The sequence below is a fragment of the Ruegeria sp. YTSC199 genome (assembly GCF_059609725.1).
The window spans coordinates 91,087-107,211 of sequence record NZ_JBXWMF010000007.1 but is presented as its reverse complement, the minus strand read 5'-3'; the positions used below and the strand labels follow the sequence as shown (position 1 = coordinate 107,211).

Below are 16,125 nucleotides of genomic sequence, written 5' to 3'. Positions count from 1 at the left end.
TGTTGGCCAACTCTAAGTCGGCAAGTCGAGGAGGGGAAGCATGGCGTTGGTAATGGGTCGGAAAGACCTGATGGAGTATATTAAGCAAATCTTTCCGCAGGTGCATCGGGATTTCGTCGTCGAAGAATTGGAAGAAGATTCGATTGTCATGCGTCTGGTTGTCGAAGACAGACATCTTCGCCCCGGCGGAACCGTGTCCGGGCCGTCCATGTTCGGATTGGCCGATGTTAGCGTCTATGCTTTGGTTCTGGCCCGCAAGGGACGACAATCACTGGCGGTGACTACAAACAGCTCATTGGATTTTTTGCGCAAACCCGAAGGCGGTAAGGACTTGATCGCGCATTGCCGCTTGCTGAAACTGGGCCGCAGTCTGGCGGTTGGAGATGTTCTGATATTCTCGGAAGGGTCTGACAAACCGGTGGCCCGGGCGACCATGACCTATTCGCTTCCACCTGAGGGTTCTGTGGCTGCGGCTTTTGGGTAAAAAAGGGCCGGGCAGAGCCCGGCCAGGAAGAGGTCCCGTCAAGGGACTGGGGAATTATCAATCCTGCCAGAAGTAGCGGGTATACTCATTGCGGGCCTGATATTTGGTCAGGCCGACATCTTTCAGAAGCCTGTCGTCCAGATTGGACAAATTAACACGGCTGCGACGTTGACGTTCCCACTTTGTCACTGTCGCCGCAAACCGCACGGCCAGCGCGGCGATCAGCGGCAGCCGGGGACTGTCGTTCAGCAGCATGAGGGCGGGGTTGTGCATTGCGCGTGTCATTGTGGATATCCTTTCAAATTGTATTGACACAAAGCGATATTGTTCGGTATATATAGTTGATACATTCAGGATTGTGTCAAAATCAAAGGAAGAATTGTAATGGATACAATTTGGCCAGAGGCGCTGCCAAAATCCAAGGGGCCGAAGTACACTCTGGTCGCTGACACAATCCGAAAAGCCATTGATAACAAGCTGCTCGAGGTCGGCACGAAGCTGCCTCCGGTGCGAGAACTGGCGTATCGATTACAAATTACGCCGGGCACTGTCGCACGGGCCTACACGATTCTGACCGATGAGGGATTGTTACAAGCTGAGGTCGGGCGTGGTACATTTGTGGCCCCACCGAAATCCCCAATTCTGGATGACGTGTGGGCCCGACAACTGCATCTGCGGGATGACAAATACAACGCCAATGTCAGCCTTTTCAGCCCGCGGTTGGCGGATATGGGGCAGGTGTCTCTGATCCGGGAGTGTTTGCAGAAGGTGTCACAAGCCGATCCGGGCTTGTTTCTGAACTATCCGACCCGTGATGCATATCAGCCCATGCGGCAGGCAGTCGTCGAGTGGCTGTCGGATCTGCCGTTGGGCGCGCTGACCCATGACGACATTGTACTGACACATGGTGGGCAAAATGGTCTTTGCTTGGTGTTTCAAACCATTCTGCGTGGGCCCAAGCCCGTGGTTCTGGTCGAAGACCTGTCTTACGCCGGTTTCCGCCGCGCCGGGGAACTGATGCGCGCCGATGTGATTGGTGTGAAGATGGATAAATGGGGAATCGACCCCAGGGCAATGGAGAATCTGTTGCGCCAAACCGCGGCGCAGGCGGTCTGTGTTTCGCCAGAAGTGCAGAACCCGACGGGTTCACACACGCCGCTTGAACGCCGGAAGGAGGTTGTCGAGGTCGCCCGGCGTTTTGACCTGCAGATCATCGAGGATGACTGCTATCGCATGGGTGACGCGCGTGAGCCCAGCTATCGGGCTCTGGCCCCTGAACGGGGGTGGCATGTGTCCTCGATATCGAAAATCCTGACACCGTCGCTGCGCGTCGGGTTTGCCATTGCACCCCGAGAGAGGAGCGTCGATCTGCGGCGTTCGGCTGAATACGGTTACTTCGGGCTGGCGCAGCCGCTGGCAGAACTCACCCGGTTGCTGCTGTCCGATCCCCGGACTCTTCAGATCGCCAGGGATGTTCGCGTTCGGATGGGCGACTATGTCCGGGTGGCGGTGAATGCGCTGGGTGGGTTTGACCTCAACTGGGCACCGGACGTGCCTTTTGTCTGGCTCAACCTGCCGTCCGGTTGGCGCGCCGCTTCGTTTACACGCGCGGCAGAGCGGGAAGGGATACAACTCAGGTCCGCTGATGAATTTGCCCTGCGAGACGGGCGGGCCCCGAATGCCGTTCGCATCGCGATGAATGGACACGTGTCACTGGAACGGTTTGAGGACGCGATGCAGCGGTTGCGGCGACTGCTGGACAATCCGCCTGAACAGATCAGTGTCTGATCCTTCAATCCAATGGGGCCGGGTCGCCAAAGAAACCCGCCAAGTAAGCGATTTTACCGTCGACATCCAACCGAATAAAGTCGTGGCCTGACACAAAGATTCTACCGTCCGGAGCGATCATGTGCCACGTGAAGTGGACAACGTCGTGGTGATTGGAGGGTTTGCTCGTCAATTCAACGCGTCCGCCTGAGCTTTGAAGAACCTCACCTATATGATCGCACAGGTTCGCGCGGCCATTCACATTTGCGGTCGGGTCGACATAGCGACCATTTTCAGCAAAGCACTTCGTCAAAAGCAAGAGGCGCTTATCCGGGTCTGTCTCTTGCCAGGATGCACCGTAATCAGCGATGGTTTGTTGCCACTCCATAGTGTCCGCGCTCCCATGGTCCGCTTGCTCTATCACTATAGCGGGCAAGGCGGGGCAGGGGTATAGGCCCAAAAACTTGGGGTAAAATAATACCTATTTTTTAAGTATTTGAAATTACGTAATTTAAAAGCCATTAGTGTTGTTGACCTGCGCAACACTCCCCTCTAAATACGCTCCATCGAATTCGGGCCGCTCTGTCTTTGGGCGGTCTTTCACATCAAACAGGACTATCCTGCCATGAAAACCTTTTCTGCAACACCTGCAGACATCGACAAGAAATGGATCCTGATTGACGCCGAGGGCGTTGTTCTGGGTCGTCTTGCTTCGATCGTCGCCATGCGTCTGCGTGGCAAGCACAAAGCGTCGTTCACCCCGAACATGGACATGGGCGACAATGTCATCGTGATCAACGCTGACAAAATCCAGATGACCGGCAAGAAGCGCGACGAGAACTTCTACTGGCACACTGGCCACCCGGGCGGCATCAAGTCGCGCACCAAGCAGCAGATCCTCGAGGGTGCACACCCCGAGCGCGTCGTGACCCAGGCGGTCAAGCGCATGCTGCCGGGTAACCGCCTTTCGCGTCAGGTTATGACCAACCTGCGCGTTTACGCCGGTGCCGAGCATCCTCATGAGGCGCAAGCGCCCGAAGTTCTGGACGTTAAGTCCATGAACAAGAAAAACACCCGGAGCTAATGACCATGGCTGATCAGATCAATACTCTCGAAGAGCTGAGCGCCGTTGCAGGCGTTGAGGTTGTGGCCGAAGAAGTCATCGTGCGTGAACCCGTACGTGACGAGCTGGGCCGCTCCTACGCCACCGGCAAGCGTAAAGACGCTGTTGCACGCGTTTGGATCAAGCCGGGTTCCGGCAAGGTTACCGTGAACGGCAAAGATCAGGACAAGTACTTCGCTCGTCCCGTTCTGCAGTTGATCCTGCGCCAACCGTTCCAGGTTGCCGGTGTTGAAGGTGAGTTCGACGTTGTCGCAACCGTCAAAGGCGGTGGCCTGACCGGTCAGGCCGGTGCGGTCAAGCACGGCATCTCGAAAGCGCTGCAACTGTACGATCCGTCGCTGCGTGGCGCGTTGAAAGCCGCAGGCTTCCTAACCCGCGACAGCCGCGTTGTGGAACGTAAGAAATACGGTAAGCGCAAAGCGCGTCGTTCGTTCCAGTTCTCGAAGCGTTAATCGCTACGGAATACAAATTTCAAACGGTCGCAAGAAATTGCGGCCGTTTTGCTTTGTCGGGTCAAACGACGACCTATAATAATATAGCTTCTATGCCTCGGTCTTCTCAGCCGACTTTTTGTTCAAAGCCGTCTCGGCAACACTGATGAACCTTTCCCTGATCTGATTGATCTTGCGTTTGTTCAAGAACCCAAACCAGCGGCGCACAGGAATGACCTGCTTGCAGCCGAAACTGTCTATCCAAACCCATCGTGCCGATCCGTCAGGAAACGTCTGATACACAATGTTACCGGTGTTCTTGTTGCTGATCAGAACTTGTTGCTCGATCAACTGGTCAAAGTGTTTGTGCAGTGCGGTCAGATGTTCACGTGTAAGGCGCCCACTATTTGCCAATTCTTTCAGGCTGGGTGACAACTGCCCATCCGGCTCGGATATCCGTTCATACATAAGCGCAAGGCCCATATCCGTTTGAACGACGCCACGAACCTCGCAAACCGGAATAGGATCATCTCGGTTCTGGTAGCGAACCATCAGGTCGAAGGACTCGTGAAACTCGCGCAGGAACCCTTTGAAAACCGTGGATCGACGAAATGTTCGATCAAACCACGTGTCTGTTACAAGATTGGCCCGACCATCCATTGTGTCAGGCTGAGGTATCTTGAGAAGCGTATCCGGCGCGTCAGGATGTTGGTAAACAAACTGCCGGTTCCCTTGCGCAATGACGTCGCAATTGGTCAGCTTCAACATGTTTTCTATTCGAGCGGTTGTCATGCTGCCTAGTTATAACAGTTTTGTAACAGCGTAAACTGAGCCGACGTTCGGACGGGCGCCTTGAACGTACTGGCGGTCCCGCCGGGGATCGGCGGGCGCAGTTTTCTGGAAAAGACTGTGAGTGTTAAGGCTTATTCCTCGTAAACCAACTTCCAGGCCCCGTCTTCCACCACGTTGACAAAGACAATGTCGGCGCCCTGGTGATCATCCGGACCATAGGTGAGGCGGTTTCCAACCAACTCGTCGTCATAGTCCAGGCTTTCCATGGCCGCGATAAAGCTTTCATGAGTCAGATCGGGGCCTGCGGCCTCCAGCGCCATGACCATCATTTCAGCAGAGGAGTAGCCCAACATAGAAAACCCGACGGGGTCTTCGCCGGTTGCGGCTTTGTATTCCTCAATAAACGCGGCCGGGGCGGGATCATCGGCACGCGCCCACAGATCCTGCCAGGAGGCGGCCGCGTAGAACCCGTCCGTCACACCACCCGGAACCTGCGCCACAACAGTCAGGAAACTTGCAGCTGTGCCAAGAAACTTCATGTCTGTCAGGCCCATCTTTTTGGCTGTGCCCACAACTGTGATCGCCTGACGCACACCCAGCGCTATCGTGACTATTTCGCAGCCTTCTTCCTTGAGCTTGCTCAGCGAGCCGACAAAGTCGGTCTCATCCGGTTTGTGCGTCGTCTCTGCCACAAAGGCGATGCCGGCCTCTTCGGCACCGGCCTTGCTGCCTTCCAGGATTTCTTCGCCGAAGTCCGTCGGTAGGTACATGGTGCAGACGTTTTGCGAGTCGAACTGATCGGCCAGGTATTTCACGCCAATACGGCTTTGGTCGAAATAGGTGGAAAACGAGATGAACTTGTTTTTCATCGGTTCCTGCAGCATCTGGCTTGAAGCCGTCAGGGGGGCGACGTTCGGAATGCCCTTGGGATCGAGCAGCTTGAACCCGGCAAGGTTCATCGGGGTTCCTAATGATTGCAGCATGGCGAACACCTTGTCGCGGTTCAGCAGCTTGTTATAGCCCTGCATCGCGCGTGGCATCTGATAACCGTTGTCCTCGACCACATAGCGGATGGTGCGGCCGTGTACGCCACCGGCCGCGTTGACCCGATCAAACACCACATTCGCGCCCTTGGTTGCCGGAACGCCAACGGCGGCAAAAATACCGCTCAGGTCATTGACCGAACCGATAACGATCTCATCATCCGTGACGCCCTGCGTCTGGGCATTGGCCACTGTTGCTGACACCGCCAGAGCGGCCGCGGTTGCAAAACCTTTAATCCCATTGGTCATGATTACTCCTCCCTGTGAATTCCATTATTTATACATGTCTTCAATAAGATGCGCGTGCTTCTGTTCCACGAAGCTGCGTTTCAGCTTCATCGTCGCGGTCAGTTCGTCATCATCAGCGGTCAACAACACGTCGATTAGGCGGAAATCTTTGATCTGCTCAACGCGCGCGAACTCCTTGTTGACCACCGCGACTTCGACTCCGATCTGATCTCTGACCTCGGGTGCCGCGCAAAGCGAGGCGAAGTTCGAGAACGGGATTTTCTGATCCTGCGCGTATTTCTCGACGTTTTCCCGATCGATCATGATCAGGGCGGTCAGGTATTTCCGGGCATCCCCAATGATCACCGCGTCCGAGATATAGGGACTGAACTTCAACCGGCTTTCAATCTCGGCCGGGGTAATATTCTTGCCCCCGGCGGTGATGATGATGTCCTTCAGCCGCCCCGTGATGGTGACATAGCCCTCATCGTCGATACGCCCCAGATCGCCGGTCCGCAGCCAACCATCGGCGGTGAAGGTCTCGGCCGTTTTGGCATTGTTGCGCCAATACCCCTGAAAGATGTTCAGACCCTTCAACTGGATTTCACCTTCGTCCGAGATGCGAATGTCATTGCTGGCGATCGCCGGACCAACGGTGCCGATCTTGTTGCTCTCAACGCTGTTTATCGTTGCCAGCCCCGAGGTTTCGGTCATCCCGAACCCTTCGATCAGCGGTACGCCGATGGCCCAGTACCATCTCAGCAATTCGGGTGAGATCGGAGCCGCCCCGGTGCCGCCCCGGCGTATTTTATCCAGCCCCAGCATTCGTCGCAGGTTTCGCAGCACCAGACGATCCCACAACCAGAACCGTGCCGAAACACCTGCTGGAACGGGCTGGCCAGCGCACAGATAATGAGTCCGCGCAACCCCAGCCTTCAGCGCCAACTGATAAGCGGCGCGGCCCGTTGGGGTCGCGTCCTGCGCCATGATCTGGACGTGGGAATAGATCTTCTCCCACACGCGTGGCACGGCAACGAAGGTGGTGGGGGAAACCTCTTGCAGGTTAGTAAAAACGGTCTCGGGGCTTTCGGCGAAATTCACAACGCATTTCGCGGCCAGAGGGAAATAGATCGAGACCGCACGTTCCAGGATATGGCAAAGCGGCAGGAAACACAGCTGTTCGTCGGTTTCAAAGGCGGGCAGGGCGCGGGCACCGCTTTCGATGGCGGCCAGAATGTTCTCGTGGCTCAGCATGGCGCCTTTGGGTTCGCCGGTGGTGCCTGAGGTATAAATCAGCAGGGCCGTATCCTGAGGGGACGCCAGCGCCAATTCGGCCTCGAACCGCGTAGGATCTTCGGACTCGGCCTGTTGACCCAGCTTGTACAGGTCGTTGATGATCATACAGCGGGGATGAGTCAGGTCGTGCAGGCCCTCATCCTCGAGAATGATGACGTACTGCAAGCCAGGTACCTCGGTTTCGACCTCAAGATACTTGTCCAACTGCTCTTCGTCTTCGACGATCAGGAACCGGCTGCCGCTATCATTGATCAAATATTTCAACTGGTTGGCCGAGTCTGTTGTGTAAACGCCCGACGCGATACCGCCGACGGCCTGAATGCCCATATCGAACCAGGCCCATTCCTTGCGGTCTTCGGACAGGATCGAGACGACCTCGCCCCGTTGCAGACCCAGTTTGCGCAGGGCCAGCCCGATCCATTTGGCGTGTTGCCAATAGTCGTCCCATGAATAGGATTTCCAGATCCCAAGATCCTTTTCACGATGCGCGGTACGGTCAGCCAGTGCGGCGCAGCGTTTCTTGAACAGCTGGGTGATGGTGGTGCATTCATCTACATGCACCGGACGCTGACCGGCGGTGGCGTTGAACCAGACGCCGTTGATACTGGTCTGAGGGGGCAGGGTGCTGATGTTCAACCGCTCACCTCCATGTCTTTCTGCGTTTCCAACGTCGGGTTTCCCGCGCACCGTCCTCCTGAACGCCCAGATAGAAATTCTGGATATCCTCGGACTGCAGCAACACATCCGCCGCGCCGTCCATGACGATGCGGCCAACCTCCATCACATATCCGTGCTGGGCCAGTTCCAGCGCGGCCTTTGCGTTCTGCTCGACCAGCATCATAGTCATGTTCTGCTCGTCGTTCAGGCGCTTCAAGATGCCGAAGATTTCCTGCACCAGGAGCGGAGACAGACCCAGTGACGGTTCGTCCAGAAGCATGATTTTCGGGTTGGCCATCAGGCCACGCCCAATAGCCAGCATCTGCTGCTGGCCGCCCGACAGAGTGCCGGCCTCTTGCCTCCGCCGCTCTTTCAGGATCGGGAAGTAGGAAAATACCAGCTCCCGGTGGTGATCGATCCGGGATTTGTCGGCCAGAGTATAAGCGCCAAGGTTGAGGTTTTCTTCTACGGTCAGAAGGGGAAAGACCTCACGTCCTTCGGGGACGTGGACGATACCCATCTCGACTACCTTGTGCGGCTCCGACCCCTGTATTTCGATGCCATCAAACGTGATCTTGCCCTTTTCGGGGTCCATCACGCCCGAGACGGTTTTCATCAAGGTTGTCTTCCCCGCACCATTGGCGCCGAGGATCGAGACGATCTGTCCGTGGTGCAAGTCCAGAGACACACCCCGGATGGCCATGATGGGACCGTAAAAACTTTCGACGTTGCGGATGGTCAGGACAGGATCGCTCATGAGGCTTTCCCCAGATACGCTTCAACCACCGCAGGATGGGATTGAACTTGTGAGGGCGTGCCAAGCGCCAGCATCGCGCCGTCGGCCATGGCAAGAACCCTGTCGGATACGCCCGACACCAGCCCCATGTCATGCTCGACCATCAGCACCGTGATGCCCATTTGCCGCCGAATATCGTCGATCCACCAACGCATGTCCGTGGTTTCTTCGACGGACAGCCCCGATGCCGGTTCGTCCAGCAACAGCAGTTTGGGATCGGTGGCCAGTGCACGGGCGACCTCAACCACCTTGCGCACGCCATAAGGCAGGCCCGAGATCATCTTGTCGCGATACGCCTGGAGGTCGAGGAAGTCGATAATCTCTTCCACCTTTTCTCGGTTTTCGACCTCTTGCCGTCGGGCGGAGGGCAGGAACAGCAACTCAGACAACATGTTGGTGCGGCGATGACGGTGCCGTCCGACCAGGAGGTTCTGCAGGACAGTGGCGTGTTCGAACAGTTCGATATTCTGGAACGTGCGCGCTACGCCAAAGGCCGCCACGCCCGACGGTTTGACCTGCAACAGGTCATGGCCGTCAAAACGGATTGTCCCCGAAAATGGCTCATAAAACCGCGATATCAGGTTGAAGACAGTGGATTTGCCCGCGCCGTTCGGGCCGACGATGGCAAAAACCTGACCTTGGTCAACTGAGAAGGACAGATCGTTGACCGCAATTAGCCCCCCGAACTTCAGGGTGACGTTTTCTAACTCCAACAGGCTCATCGCAGACGTTCCGTCTTGAGATAGGATTTCTGTCGCTTGAACATGTCCTTTCGGTAGAAGGGGAACAACTCGAACCAGGTGCGGATCTTCAGCCAGCGCCCGTACATGCCCATCGGTTCGAACAGGATGAAGGCGATCAGGATCATCCCGAAGATGCCGAACTCCAGCCCCGGAATTGCGACCGTGTTGCCTCCAAACAGCGCCCCCACATATTCCTTCGATATCGACAGGAATTGCGGTAGAAATCCGATCACGATGGCACCAAGGAACGCTCCGTGGATCGACCCCAGCCCACCGATCACGATCATCATCAGCAATTGGATTGAAATCAGAACGCTGAAGGTTTCGTTGTTGAACGCGCCAGCATACATGCCCATCAGCGCGCCCGCCCAGCCCGTGACGGCGCAGGACAGGGCGAACGAGATCATCTTGGTGCGCGCGATATCAATGCCCATCGCCTGCGCTGAAATCTCGGAGTCGCGCACCGCGATGAAAGCGCGCCCCAAAGGTGCACGCAGCAGATTGATATAGCCGAGGGTGACCAGAATGGCCACGCCCAGAACCAGCCAGAAAAACTGATCGGGTGTGGCCCAGCGATCAACCAGATGGCCGAATACCTCGACGCCGCCCAGATACTTGCCCGCCACGCCACCAGTGAGCGGTTCCGCCAGAACGATCACGTCATCCATCAGGATCGACAGCGCCAGGGTGAAGATCGCCAGATAGATTCCGTGCAGTCGCAGGGCAGGGATAGCAACCGTCACACCGGCAATCCCCGTAAGGACACCAGCCAAGGGGAAGGCGACCAGAAATGGAACACCCGCTTCGATCAGGATGACGTTCGCATAACACCCAATGGCCAAAAAGGCGGCATGGCCCAGGCTGACCTGCCCGGTATGGCCGGTTAGAACCATCAAACCCAGCCCGGCGATGGCCCAGATCAGGACATTCGTCAGTTCTCCGAGGTAGAAATCATCCAGCCACCTCGGCGCCAGGGCGACAAGTGCCAGCAGGATCAGGTAGAGGATGAGCTGATAGCGATCCGTCCAGGGGCGGATATCCTGTATATAGTTGGTTTTGAACACGATCCGCATGGGCCTAGACCTTCTTGACCCGAACCTGACTGAACAGCCCATTGGGGCGGAAGATCAGCACTGCCAGCAGCAGCGCGTATGGCGCGATCTGACTGTAGCCCGCAGCGATATAGCGGCTGGCAAAGGGTTCGATGACGCCGACGATCAACCCTCCGGCCAGCGCGCCCGGAAGGCTGCCTAACCCACCAATTACAGCTGCAGCGAAGGCTTTGATCCCCAAAAGGCCAGTTGTCGGGTCGACCGCGCCCTTGGCGGCGAACAACACGCCCGCAATACCGGCCACCACTCCGGCCAGGGCCCAGATGAACCCCTGAACACGTTTGACAGGAATGCCCATGTAGTAGGCCGCTAACTGGTTCTGCGACGCACCCTGCATTGCCAGCCCCAGCTTGGTTCGGTTGAAGAACACATACATCCCCCAAGTCAGCATTACGGTGACAATGATGACAGCCACATCCTCCATTCCCAGAACAATGCCTCCGAAACGGAATTCCTTTCCAGCCAGAGGGTTCTGCAAAGTTTGCGGTTCATGTCCCCAGATCAGACCCGCGGCGAACCGGATCACAAAGCCCAAAGCGATTGTCAGGATCACCACTGCGGTCTGGCTTTCCCCAAACAGGCGGCGGATGATCAGGCGGTCTAAAAGATACCCGAGAGCCCCCATGATCCCCAGCGAGATCGGAAGGGCCAGCCAGAAGGGCAGTCCCATATATTCGGTATTGGTAAGCCCGATGGTGACAAAGGCGCCCAGCATCATGAAATCGCCCTGCGCGAAGTTCACCGCCTCGGTCGCTTTGTAAATCAACACGAAACCAAGCGCGATCAGGCCATAGACACAGCCATTTGCCAGCCCGCTGATCAGCAGCTGCGCGTTGTCCAATTTCACCCTCCCACGCCGGTGCGCCCGGCATATTGAACGCCCCGGGGGTCCTCCGTCACCCGGGGCTTTGTTCTACTATGGCGTGATAATCACCTTCCCGTCACTCTTTTTCAGGGCTTCGGACAGATTTGGGATTAAATCCTTCAACGCAAGTCGTTCGGAAATATCGGTTTTCCAGCGGCCATCAGCAAACCGGGCCTGCACCTCGGCTACGACACGCGCCTGATCTTGCGGTGGGGTTGAGGTGACCCAATTGGTAAGCCAGAACCCTTCGATTTGCTTGCCCATAAAGATCAGCTGGCCCATCTGTGTCAGTTGCGGCAGTTCGGCGCTGAGCTTGCCGTAGCAGATCCAGCGCGCCTGGTTGGGCATGGCGCAGAACACCTGCTCGGACAATTGGTCGGCCACGGCATCCAGGAACACGCGGGGTTTCAGTGCCTGGCTGACTTTGGCAAAGTTCTGAGCAACGTCCGGATCGGTGGTCACCAGAACCTCAGCCGCTCCGTGATCTTTCAATATGTCGACAGTTTCCCCGCGCCGGACCAGCGCGATAGGTTTCAGCCCGAGATCGCGCCCGAGGCCGCACATCAGCTTGCCCAACTGGCTGGTGGCTGCCGAGATTACAAATGCATCCCCGGCGCCCCGTGCGATATCAACCATCGCCATGGCGGTCAGAGGATTCACGATCTGCGCCGCACCGTCTTCGTCGGAAATCTCGGGGCGCAAAGGGATGCACATCATTGCCGGAGCCAGAACGTATTCCGCCCAAGCGCCGGAACTGGCAGTGATAAATGCAACGCGCTGACCCTGCAACGCTTCGGCGCCTTTTCCGGTTGCAACCACGTCACCGCAGCCCTCAAACCCGGCGGCGGCCCCCTTGAAGCGAGGCTGCCCGTATTCACCTTTGATAAAGTGGATATCAGACGGATTCACCGATGCCGCGCGCAGCTTGACCAGAACCTGTCCGGGGCCGGGTTCGGGAACGGGCAGCTCGGCCTCGGCCAACCAGTCAGCAGCATCACGGATATAAGGGCCGGTGGATTCGCCGGAATAGCCGTCGTGTAAAAGAACAGTGGCAAACATAGTCGAGGGCAGGGTGGTCATGGTCGTTCCTTGTTTCTGAACTGAACGTATCGTTGATGAAACCCGGTCACTGGCGGCTACTCATAACCGCGTCGTGAAAAACATGGATCTGGGTTTATTCCAACTCGACGACAGCCAAACAAATGAGCCGTCGCGGGTCAATCGGCCGACGCCCTGACGTGGATGGAACCTGCGCCACGCCCGCAATATGGGCCGCCCGAACCGGGCGACCCGTCTGCTTCACTGTCCCGACAGCAGGTCGCGGAGTTCCTGAATCTTCACCGCGATTGTCTCTGGCGAAGCTTTGATGTCGTCCAGAATCTTGATGGCCTGCGTTTTCATGTCCTGCGCCAGTTCGCTTTCCTGAATCGAAGCCACCATCGTGTCATAGTCGAAATTCTCAAGGCTCAGCGCGCCGTTCTCGACCCACGAGTTCAGCAGGTCCTGACCCTGGGTCGCCAAGGCAGCAACCTCTTCACCGGCCTGATTGGCCAGATCGGTGGCCGCTTCACCGGCCTGCTCGGCCGCATCAGTAGCTTGTTCCGCGATGGATGAGGCGCCTTCGGTTGCCTGATCCGCGACCGAGCTTGCAGCCTCGCTTACAGCATCGGTTGCATCCTGGGCGGCCTCGCTGACCGCGTCGCCAGCGTCTTGTGCCGCCGATTGCAATTGCTCAGCAGGCGTGGGTTCAGGTTGAGTAAAGTAATAATACGCGCCAGCGCCGATGGCGGCGATGGCTACAGCTAATAGGATAGTGCGCGACATGTGTCTCTCCTTTGGAAAATGTCTCGCCGAGATGGGTTAAATCTAATCGGATGCAAAGGGGAAATCCCGGAAATTCTTTTCAAATCCGTGGATTGAGCCGTGCTATGCCTATCCGTTGATCCGCAACGGCAATAACATGCCACAACACTTTTGTTCGAGCGCGGACTGCTTGTGATTGTTGGAAATGTACTATCGGTTCTGTTGCCACTTTGGTGATCGGAAGCACCGTTCTTTTCGAAGACCGCGCAAAATCATTGCGCTCTTGGACGTCAGCCGATCCAAGAACGGCGTTCAAAGTGAGTGTTCCTGCCTCGAACTAGCAGCTTAAGCTTGATGCCCTTTGTACAAGCGTATCGCGCATAGAATGGATAGCCTGTTTTGACCGAGAAAACCCAGAATCTAGTCCGGACTCAGCCCGCATATTTCCTCGATTTCGAAGCCAGCTCACTAAGCGCGATCAGTTGGCCAATTGAGATTGGGATTGCACGCGCTGTCAACGGCAACGTGATCACTGGATCGCGTCTTATCAAACCCCACCCTGATTGGGACGCGGCGGGCTGGTCGGACGTCAGTGCACGAATCCACGGATTAAGCCGCGCCTATCTTGAAGCAGAGGGCGGCGATCCCCAGAGGGTTGCGCAATGGTTCAAGGCAAGAAACACCGGAATTGCTGTAACGGACAATCCGGAGTTTGAACGGCGGTGGCTTATACGGCTGCTGGAAACGGAAATGCCCTTTCCCAAAGTCCAGCTTCTCGACTTTGACAGCTATGTCCGGATGAGCCTGACCGAGGACGCAGCGGTCGCACGCGTCTATCACACGTTAGAAAGTGCAGGGCCGCCACCGCATCGAGCGGGGCAGGATGCGGCGCGGCTGGCCGAAGCGTGGTTAAGCGGTTTTGATTGCCTGCAGAGCTCTGACTAGCACGGAGCGGACGGTGCCAAGGCGCGTATTCCGCCGAGTTCTCTGCTCGCCAGAGCCAAAGCCGCGCGAAAGTACCAAGGGTTTCCCTCTTAGCTTTCGACCGGGCCCGAAGAAATCGGGAAAACACCAAACTCCAGCTGGTTTTGACCGGCTGCCCATATGCTGGGTTATAGGGATGTCGAGCGCTTTCATGGGTCAACGGGAAGCCAAGCGGCCAGCCTAACGATTCATGGCGCGTTTTTTTTGAACCAACTCGGATCGCGTGTTGGAGCCGCGATGGTTCCCGCCCGCGTCGAGCGGGGTGGTTAAGGGGTATACGGTGCAGCTCTGAAAAAAATCAATCCGTGACTTCGCCCGCAACTGTCGGGGGTGAGCTATCCGAGATCGGCGACTGGCAATTGCCAGAGAAGGATCGGGACAGCGTCGAACCGCAAGTCTGGTGACCTGCTATCCAAATTGTTTCCAATCTGGGTGGGGTGACTCATAGGGGATGAAAAGGTTCCAAACGGTCTTTGCCGTCCAAAACCTTGCATCTGTTATGCCTAGTCCAAGCTGGGCAGGTGATATTCTTGTCGTTTTGGAAATCTGAAACCCGATCCTGCAGCACGCTTGGGGCGCACTTCGTCTCGGCATCGTCTGATCTTCGGGCCTACGCTGGGTCTTGCAGGGCAACTCGATGACGGAGCGCTTAACAGAAAACAGCGCTAGCCAGCGGGGAGGCTGTCTGACTGAATTCAGCGTGCCGGTTCTGGTTGCGGACGCTCTGGCGCTGTCCGCGCTTCTATGGCTTTCGACTTACACGATGATCTGATGTCGGCTGTTCTGCGAATCCGCGATCTGGCTCTTGGGTGCCGGGACCGGTCGGTGTTCCGTCTTCTGTCTATGGATTTCGAAGCCGGCACGACTTTGGTCGTCCTGGACGCAAACGGGTCGGGCAAAAGCCCGTTCGCAAAGATGCTTCCGGACCTAAAGGAGTCGCGTTCTGGTCGCGTGGACTGATGGGCCGAGTTCGACCGACGCTTCCCCATCCGTGCGCGGGATCGCGCAGCGATGGAGGCTTGGCGCGGGTTCGGCCTTTGTTTGGGGCCGGACGCCGCAGCGCGTGAACAAGTAGACACAATCAATTTGCAAGTTCGAGTGTCGTGCTTTGTTGCGCCAACCCCTCAACCACTTCGAACAACGCCTTTTCAAACTGAACAAGTGCATTGGACCTTGTGTTAGACACAGGGTAGAGCAGGCCAAAGGTCATCCAACGTTCGGGTGTAACAGGTACAAGCGCGACCTTCTCTGGTTTGGCCTGCGCTGCAACCAATTCATCTGCGATAGTTAATCCCACACCTTCGGCAACCAACGAACAAGCAAGCTGAGAGGCAGCGACTTCGCAAGTTTGGACCGGTGTAACACCAGCCGAATGGAAGATGTCATCAAGTTGGTCGCGCAACAACAAGCCGTGCATCAGACGTATGACAGTCTCACCTGCAAGATCACCTGCCGTCAGCTCTGTTCGAGTTGAAAGTGGATGAACCAAGGGTAGGACGACCTGGGCCCGCACTCTCAACAAAGGTTTAGTGATGATGCCTGGATGATCGACAGGCAACGCGCCAATCCCGATATCGTATTCCCGCCCTGCCAACCATTTCCCCGCTTCTCTTCGGGCGCGGACGTCCAGGCTGACATTGGTTCCTGGATTGGCTTTCGTGAACCGTGCAACGGCCGGGGCCGACAGGGATTGCGCGATCCTTGGCATGGTCACAATGCGCAGTGTTTCAGTGCGACCCGCCTTGATGTCAGCAGCGATGCGCGGAACCTCGTCGAGGTTATCGAGGATTCGTCCGGCCTCTTTGTAAAAGGCCAGCCCCTCTGGCGTTGGTGTCAGGTTTCGACCACTGCGATCGAAAAGCGTCAGTTTAAGCTCTGCCTCAAGCCCCGAGATCAGGCGGCTGATTGCCGGCTGGCTGAGGTGAAGTACCTCCGACGCGGCGACAAGCGAGCCTTCGGACAATGTCGCGCGAAACGCACGCAGGGCTTTGATATTCATTT

18 protein-coding genes and 1 riboswitch are annotated in these 16,125 nt (G+C 56.8%); of the genes, 6 read left to right on the top strand and 12 right to left on the bottom strand.

What is annotated here, in order from left to right:
* The first annotated feature begins 40 nt into the window (after positions 1–40).
* Complete coding sequence (locus tag AC2FEE_RS08930) at positions 41–484, top strand: PaaI family thioesterase (RefSeq protein WP_496864549.1); 444 nt, start codon at positions 41–43, stop codon at positions 482–484.
* A gap of 57 nt (positions 485–541) precedes the next feature.
* On the opposite strand, the gene AC2FEE_RS08925 is transcribed toward AC2FEE_RS08930, so the two are convergent.
* Positions 542–769 (bottom strand): DUF1127 domain-containing protein, encoded by a 228-nt coding sequence (locus AC2FEE_RS08925; protein WP_170330054.1) that lies wholly within the window; start codon positions 767–769, stop codon positions 542–544.
* Between the two features lie 99 nt (positions 770–868).
* Here AC2FEE_RS08925 and AC2FEE_RS08920 point away from each other — a divergent pair, with 99 nt between their 5' ends.
* Positions 869–2,272, top strand: a complete 1,404-nt coding sequence (locus tag AC2FEE_RS08920; RefSeq protein WP_496864548.1) for an aminotransferase-like domain-containing protein — start codon at positions 869–871, stop codon at positions 2,270–2,272.
* A gap of 4 nt (positions 2,273–2,276) precedes the next feature.
* Here the strand turns inward: AC2FEE_RS08920 and AC2FEE_RS08915 are convergent, their stop codons facing one another.
* The gene (locus AC2FEE_RS08915) at positions 2,277–2,639 is read right to left on the bottom strand and encodes a nuclear transport factor 2 family protein (RefSeq protein ID WP_496864546.1); all 363 of its coding nucleotides are present in this window, start codon (positions 2,637–2,639) and stop codon (positions 2,277–2,279) included.
* A gap of 237 nt (positions 2,640–2,876) precedes the next feature.
* Between AC2FEE_RS08915 and rplM the strand changes: the two genes are divergently transcribed.
* Entirely contained in the window at positions 2,877–3,335 is a 459-nt protein-coding gene (gene rplM / locus AC2FEE_RS08910) for a 50S ribosomal protein L13 (RefSeq protein ID WP_496864545.1), read from the top strand.
* 5 nt (positions 3,336–3,340) lie between these two features.
* Entirely contained in the window at positions 3,341–3,826 is a 486-nt protein-coding gene (gene rpsI / locus AC2FEE_RS08905) for a 30S ribosomal protein S9 (protein ID WP_058271904.1), read from the top strand.
* 90 nt (positions 3,827–3,916) lie between these two features.
* On the opposite strand, the gene AC2FEE_RS08900 is transcribed toward rpsI, so the two are convergent.
* From AC2FEE_RS08900 to AC2FEE_RS08860, 9 genes are all read right to left on the bottom strand, one after another.
* Positions 3,917–4,597, bottom strand: coding sequence for a YrbL family protein (locus AC2FEE_RS08900; protein ID WP_496864543.1), 681 nt, complete (start codon positions 4,595–4,597; stop codon positions 3,917–3,919).
* A gap of 131 nt (positions 4,598–4,728) precedes the next feature.
* Positions 4,729–5,889 (bottom strand): ABC transporter substrate-binding protein, encoded by a 1,161-nt coding sequence (locus AC2FEE_RS08895; protein WP_496864541.1) that lies wholly within the window; start codon positions 5,887–5,889, stop codon positions 4,729–4,731.
* A 24-nt stretch (positions 5,890–5,913) separates the two neighbouring features.
* Positions 5,914–7,800, bottom strand: a complete 1,887-nt coding sequence (locus AC2FEE_RS08890; protein ID WP_496864539.1) for an AMP-dependent synthetase/ligase — start codon at positions 7,798–7,800, stop codon at positions 5,914–5,916.
* Between the two features lie 4 nt (positions 7,801–7,804).
* The gene (locus AC2FEE_RS08885) at positions 7,805–8,578 is read right to left on the bottom strand and encodes an ABC transporter ATP-binding protein (protein WP_496864538.1); all 774 of its coding nucleotides are present in this window, start codon (positions 8,576–8,578) and stop codon (positions 7,805–7,807) included.
* Positions 8,575–9,339, bottom strand: a complete 765-nt coding sequence (locus tag AC2FEE_RS08880; RefSeq protein WP_496864537.1) for an ABC transporter ATP-binding protein — start codon at positions 9,337–9,339, stop codon at positions 8,575–8,577. The genes AC2FEE_RS08885 and AC2FEE_RS08880 overlap by 4 nt, the downstream gene beginning before the upstream one ends.
* Positions 9,336–10,433 (bottom strand): branched-chain amino acid ABC transporter permease, encoded by a 1,098-nt coding sequence (locus tag AC2FEE_RS08875; RefSeq protein ID WP_496864536.1) that lies wholly within the window; start codon positions 10,431–10,433, stop codon positions 9,336–9,338. The genes AC2FEE_RS08880 and AC2FEE_RS08875 overlap by 4 nt, the downstream gene beginning before the upstream one ends.
* Positions 10,434–10,437: 4 nt before the next feature.
* Complete coding sequence (locus tag AC2FEE_RS08870) at positions 10,438–11,313, bottom strand: branched-chain amino acid ABC transporter permease (RefSeq protein WP_496864534.1); 876 nt, start codon at positions 11,311–11,313, stop codon at positions 10,438–10,440.
* A 75-nt stretch (positions 11,314–11,388) separates the two neighbouring features.
* Complete coding sequence (locus AC2FEE_RS08865) at positions 11,389–12,417, bottom strand: alcohol dehydrogenase catalytic domain-containing protein (protein WP_496864532.1); 1,029 nt, start codon at positions 12,415–12,417, stop codon at positions 11,389–11,391.
* A gap of 219 nt (positions 12,418–12,636) precedes the next feature.
* Entirely contained in the window at positions 12,637–13,161 is a 525-nt protein-coding gene (locus AC2FEE_RS08860) for a hypothetical protein (RefSeq protein WP_496864531.1), read from the bottom strand.
* A gap of 378 nt (positions 13,162–13,539) precedes the next feature.
* Here AC2FEE_RS08860 and AC2FEE_RS08855 point away from each other — a divergent pair, with 378 nt between their 5' ends.
* Both AC2FEE_RS08855 and AC2FEE_RS08850 read left to right on the top strand, forming a co-directional pair.
* Positions 13,540–14,085, top strand: a complete 546-nt coding sequence (locus AC2FEE_RS08855) for a hypothetical protein (protein WP_496864530.1) — start codon at positions 13,540–13,542, stop codon at positions 14,083–14,085.
* A gap of 260 nt (positions 14,086–14,345) precedes the next feature.
* Positions 14,346–14,551: riboswitch (cobalamin riboswitch) on the top strand.
* A 317-nt stretch (positions 14,552–14,868) separates the two neighbouring features.
* A complete protein-coding gene (locus tag AC2FEE_RS08850) occupies positions 14,869–15,084 on the top strand; it encodes a hypothetical protein (RefSeq protein WP_496864528.1) in 216 nt (71 codons plus the stop codon).
* A 121-nt stretch (positions 15,085–15,205) separates the two neighbouring features.
* Here AC2FEE_RS08850 and AC2FEE_RS08845 read toward each other — a convergent pair whose 3' ends face one another.
* Positions 15,206–16,123: a LysR family transcriptional regulator gene (locus AC2FEE_RS08845; protein ID WP_496864527.1), complete on the bottom strand. Its 918-nt coding sequence runs from the start codon at positions 16,121–16,123 to the stop codon at positions 15,206–15,208.
* Positions 16,124–16,125: the final 2 nt, after the last annotated feature.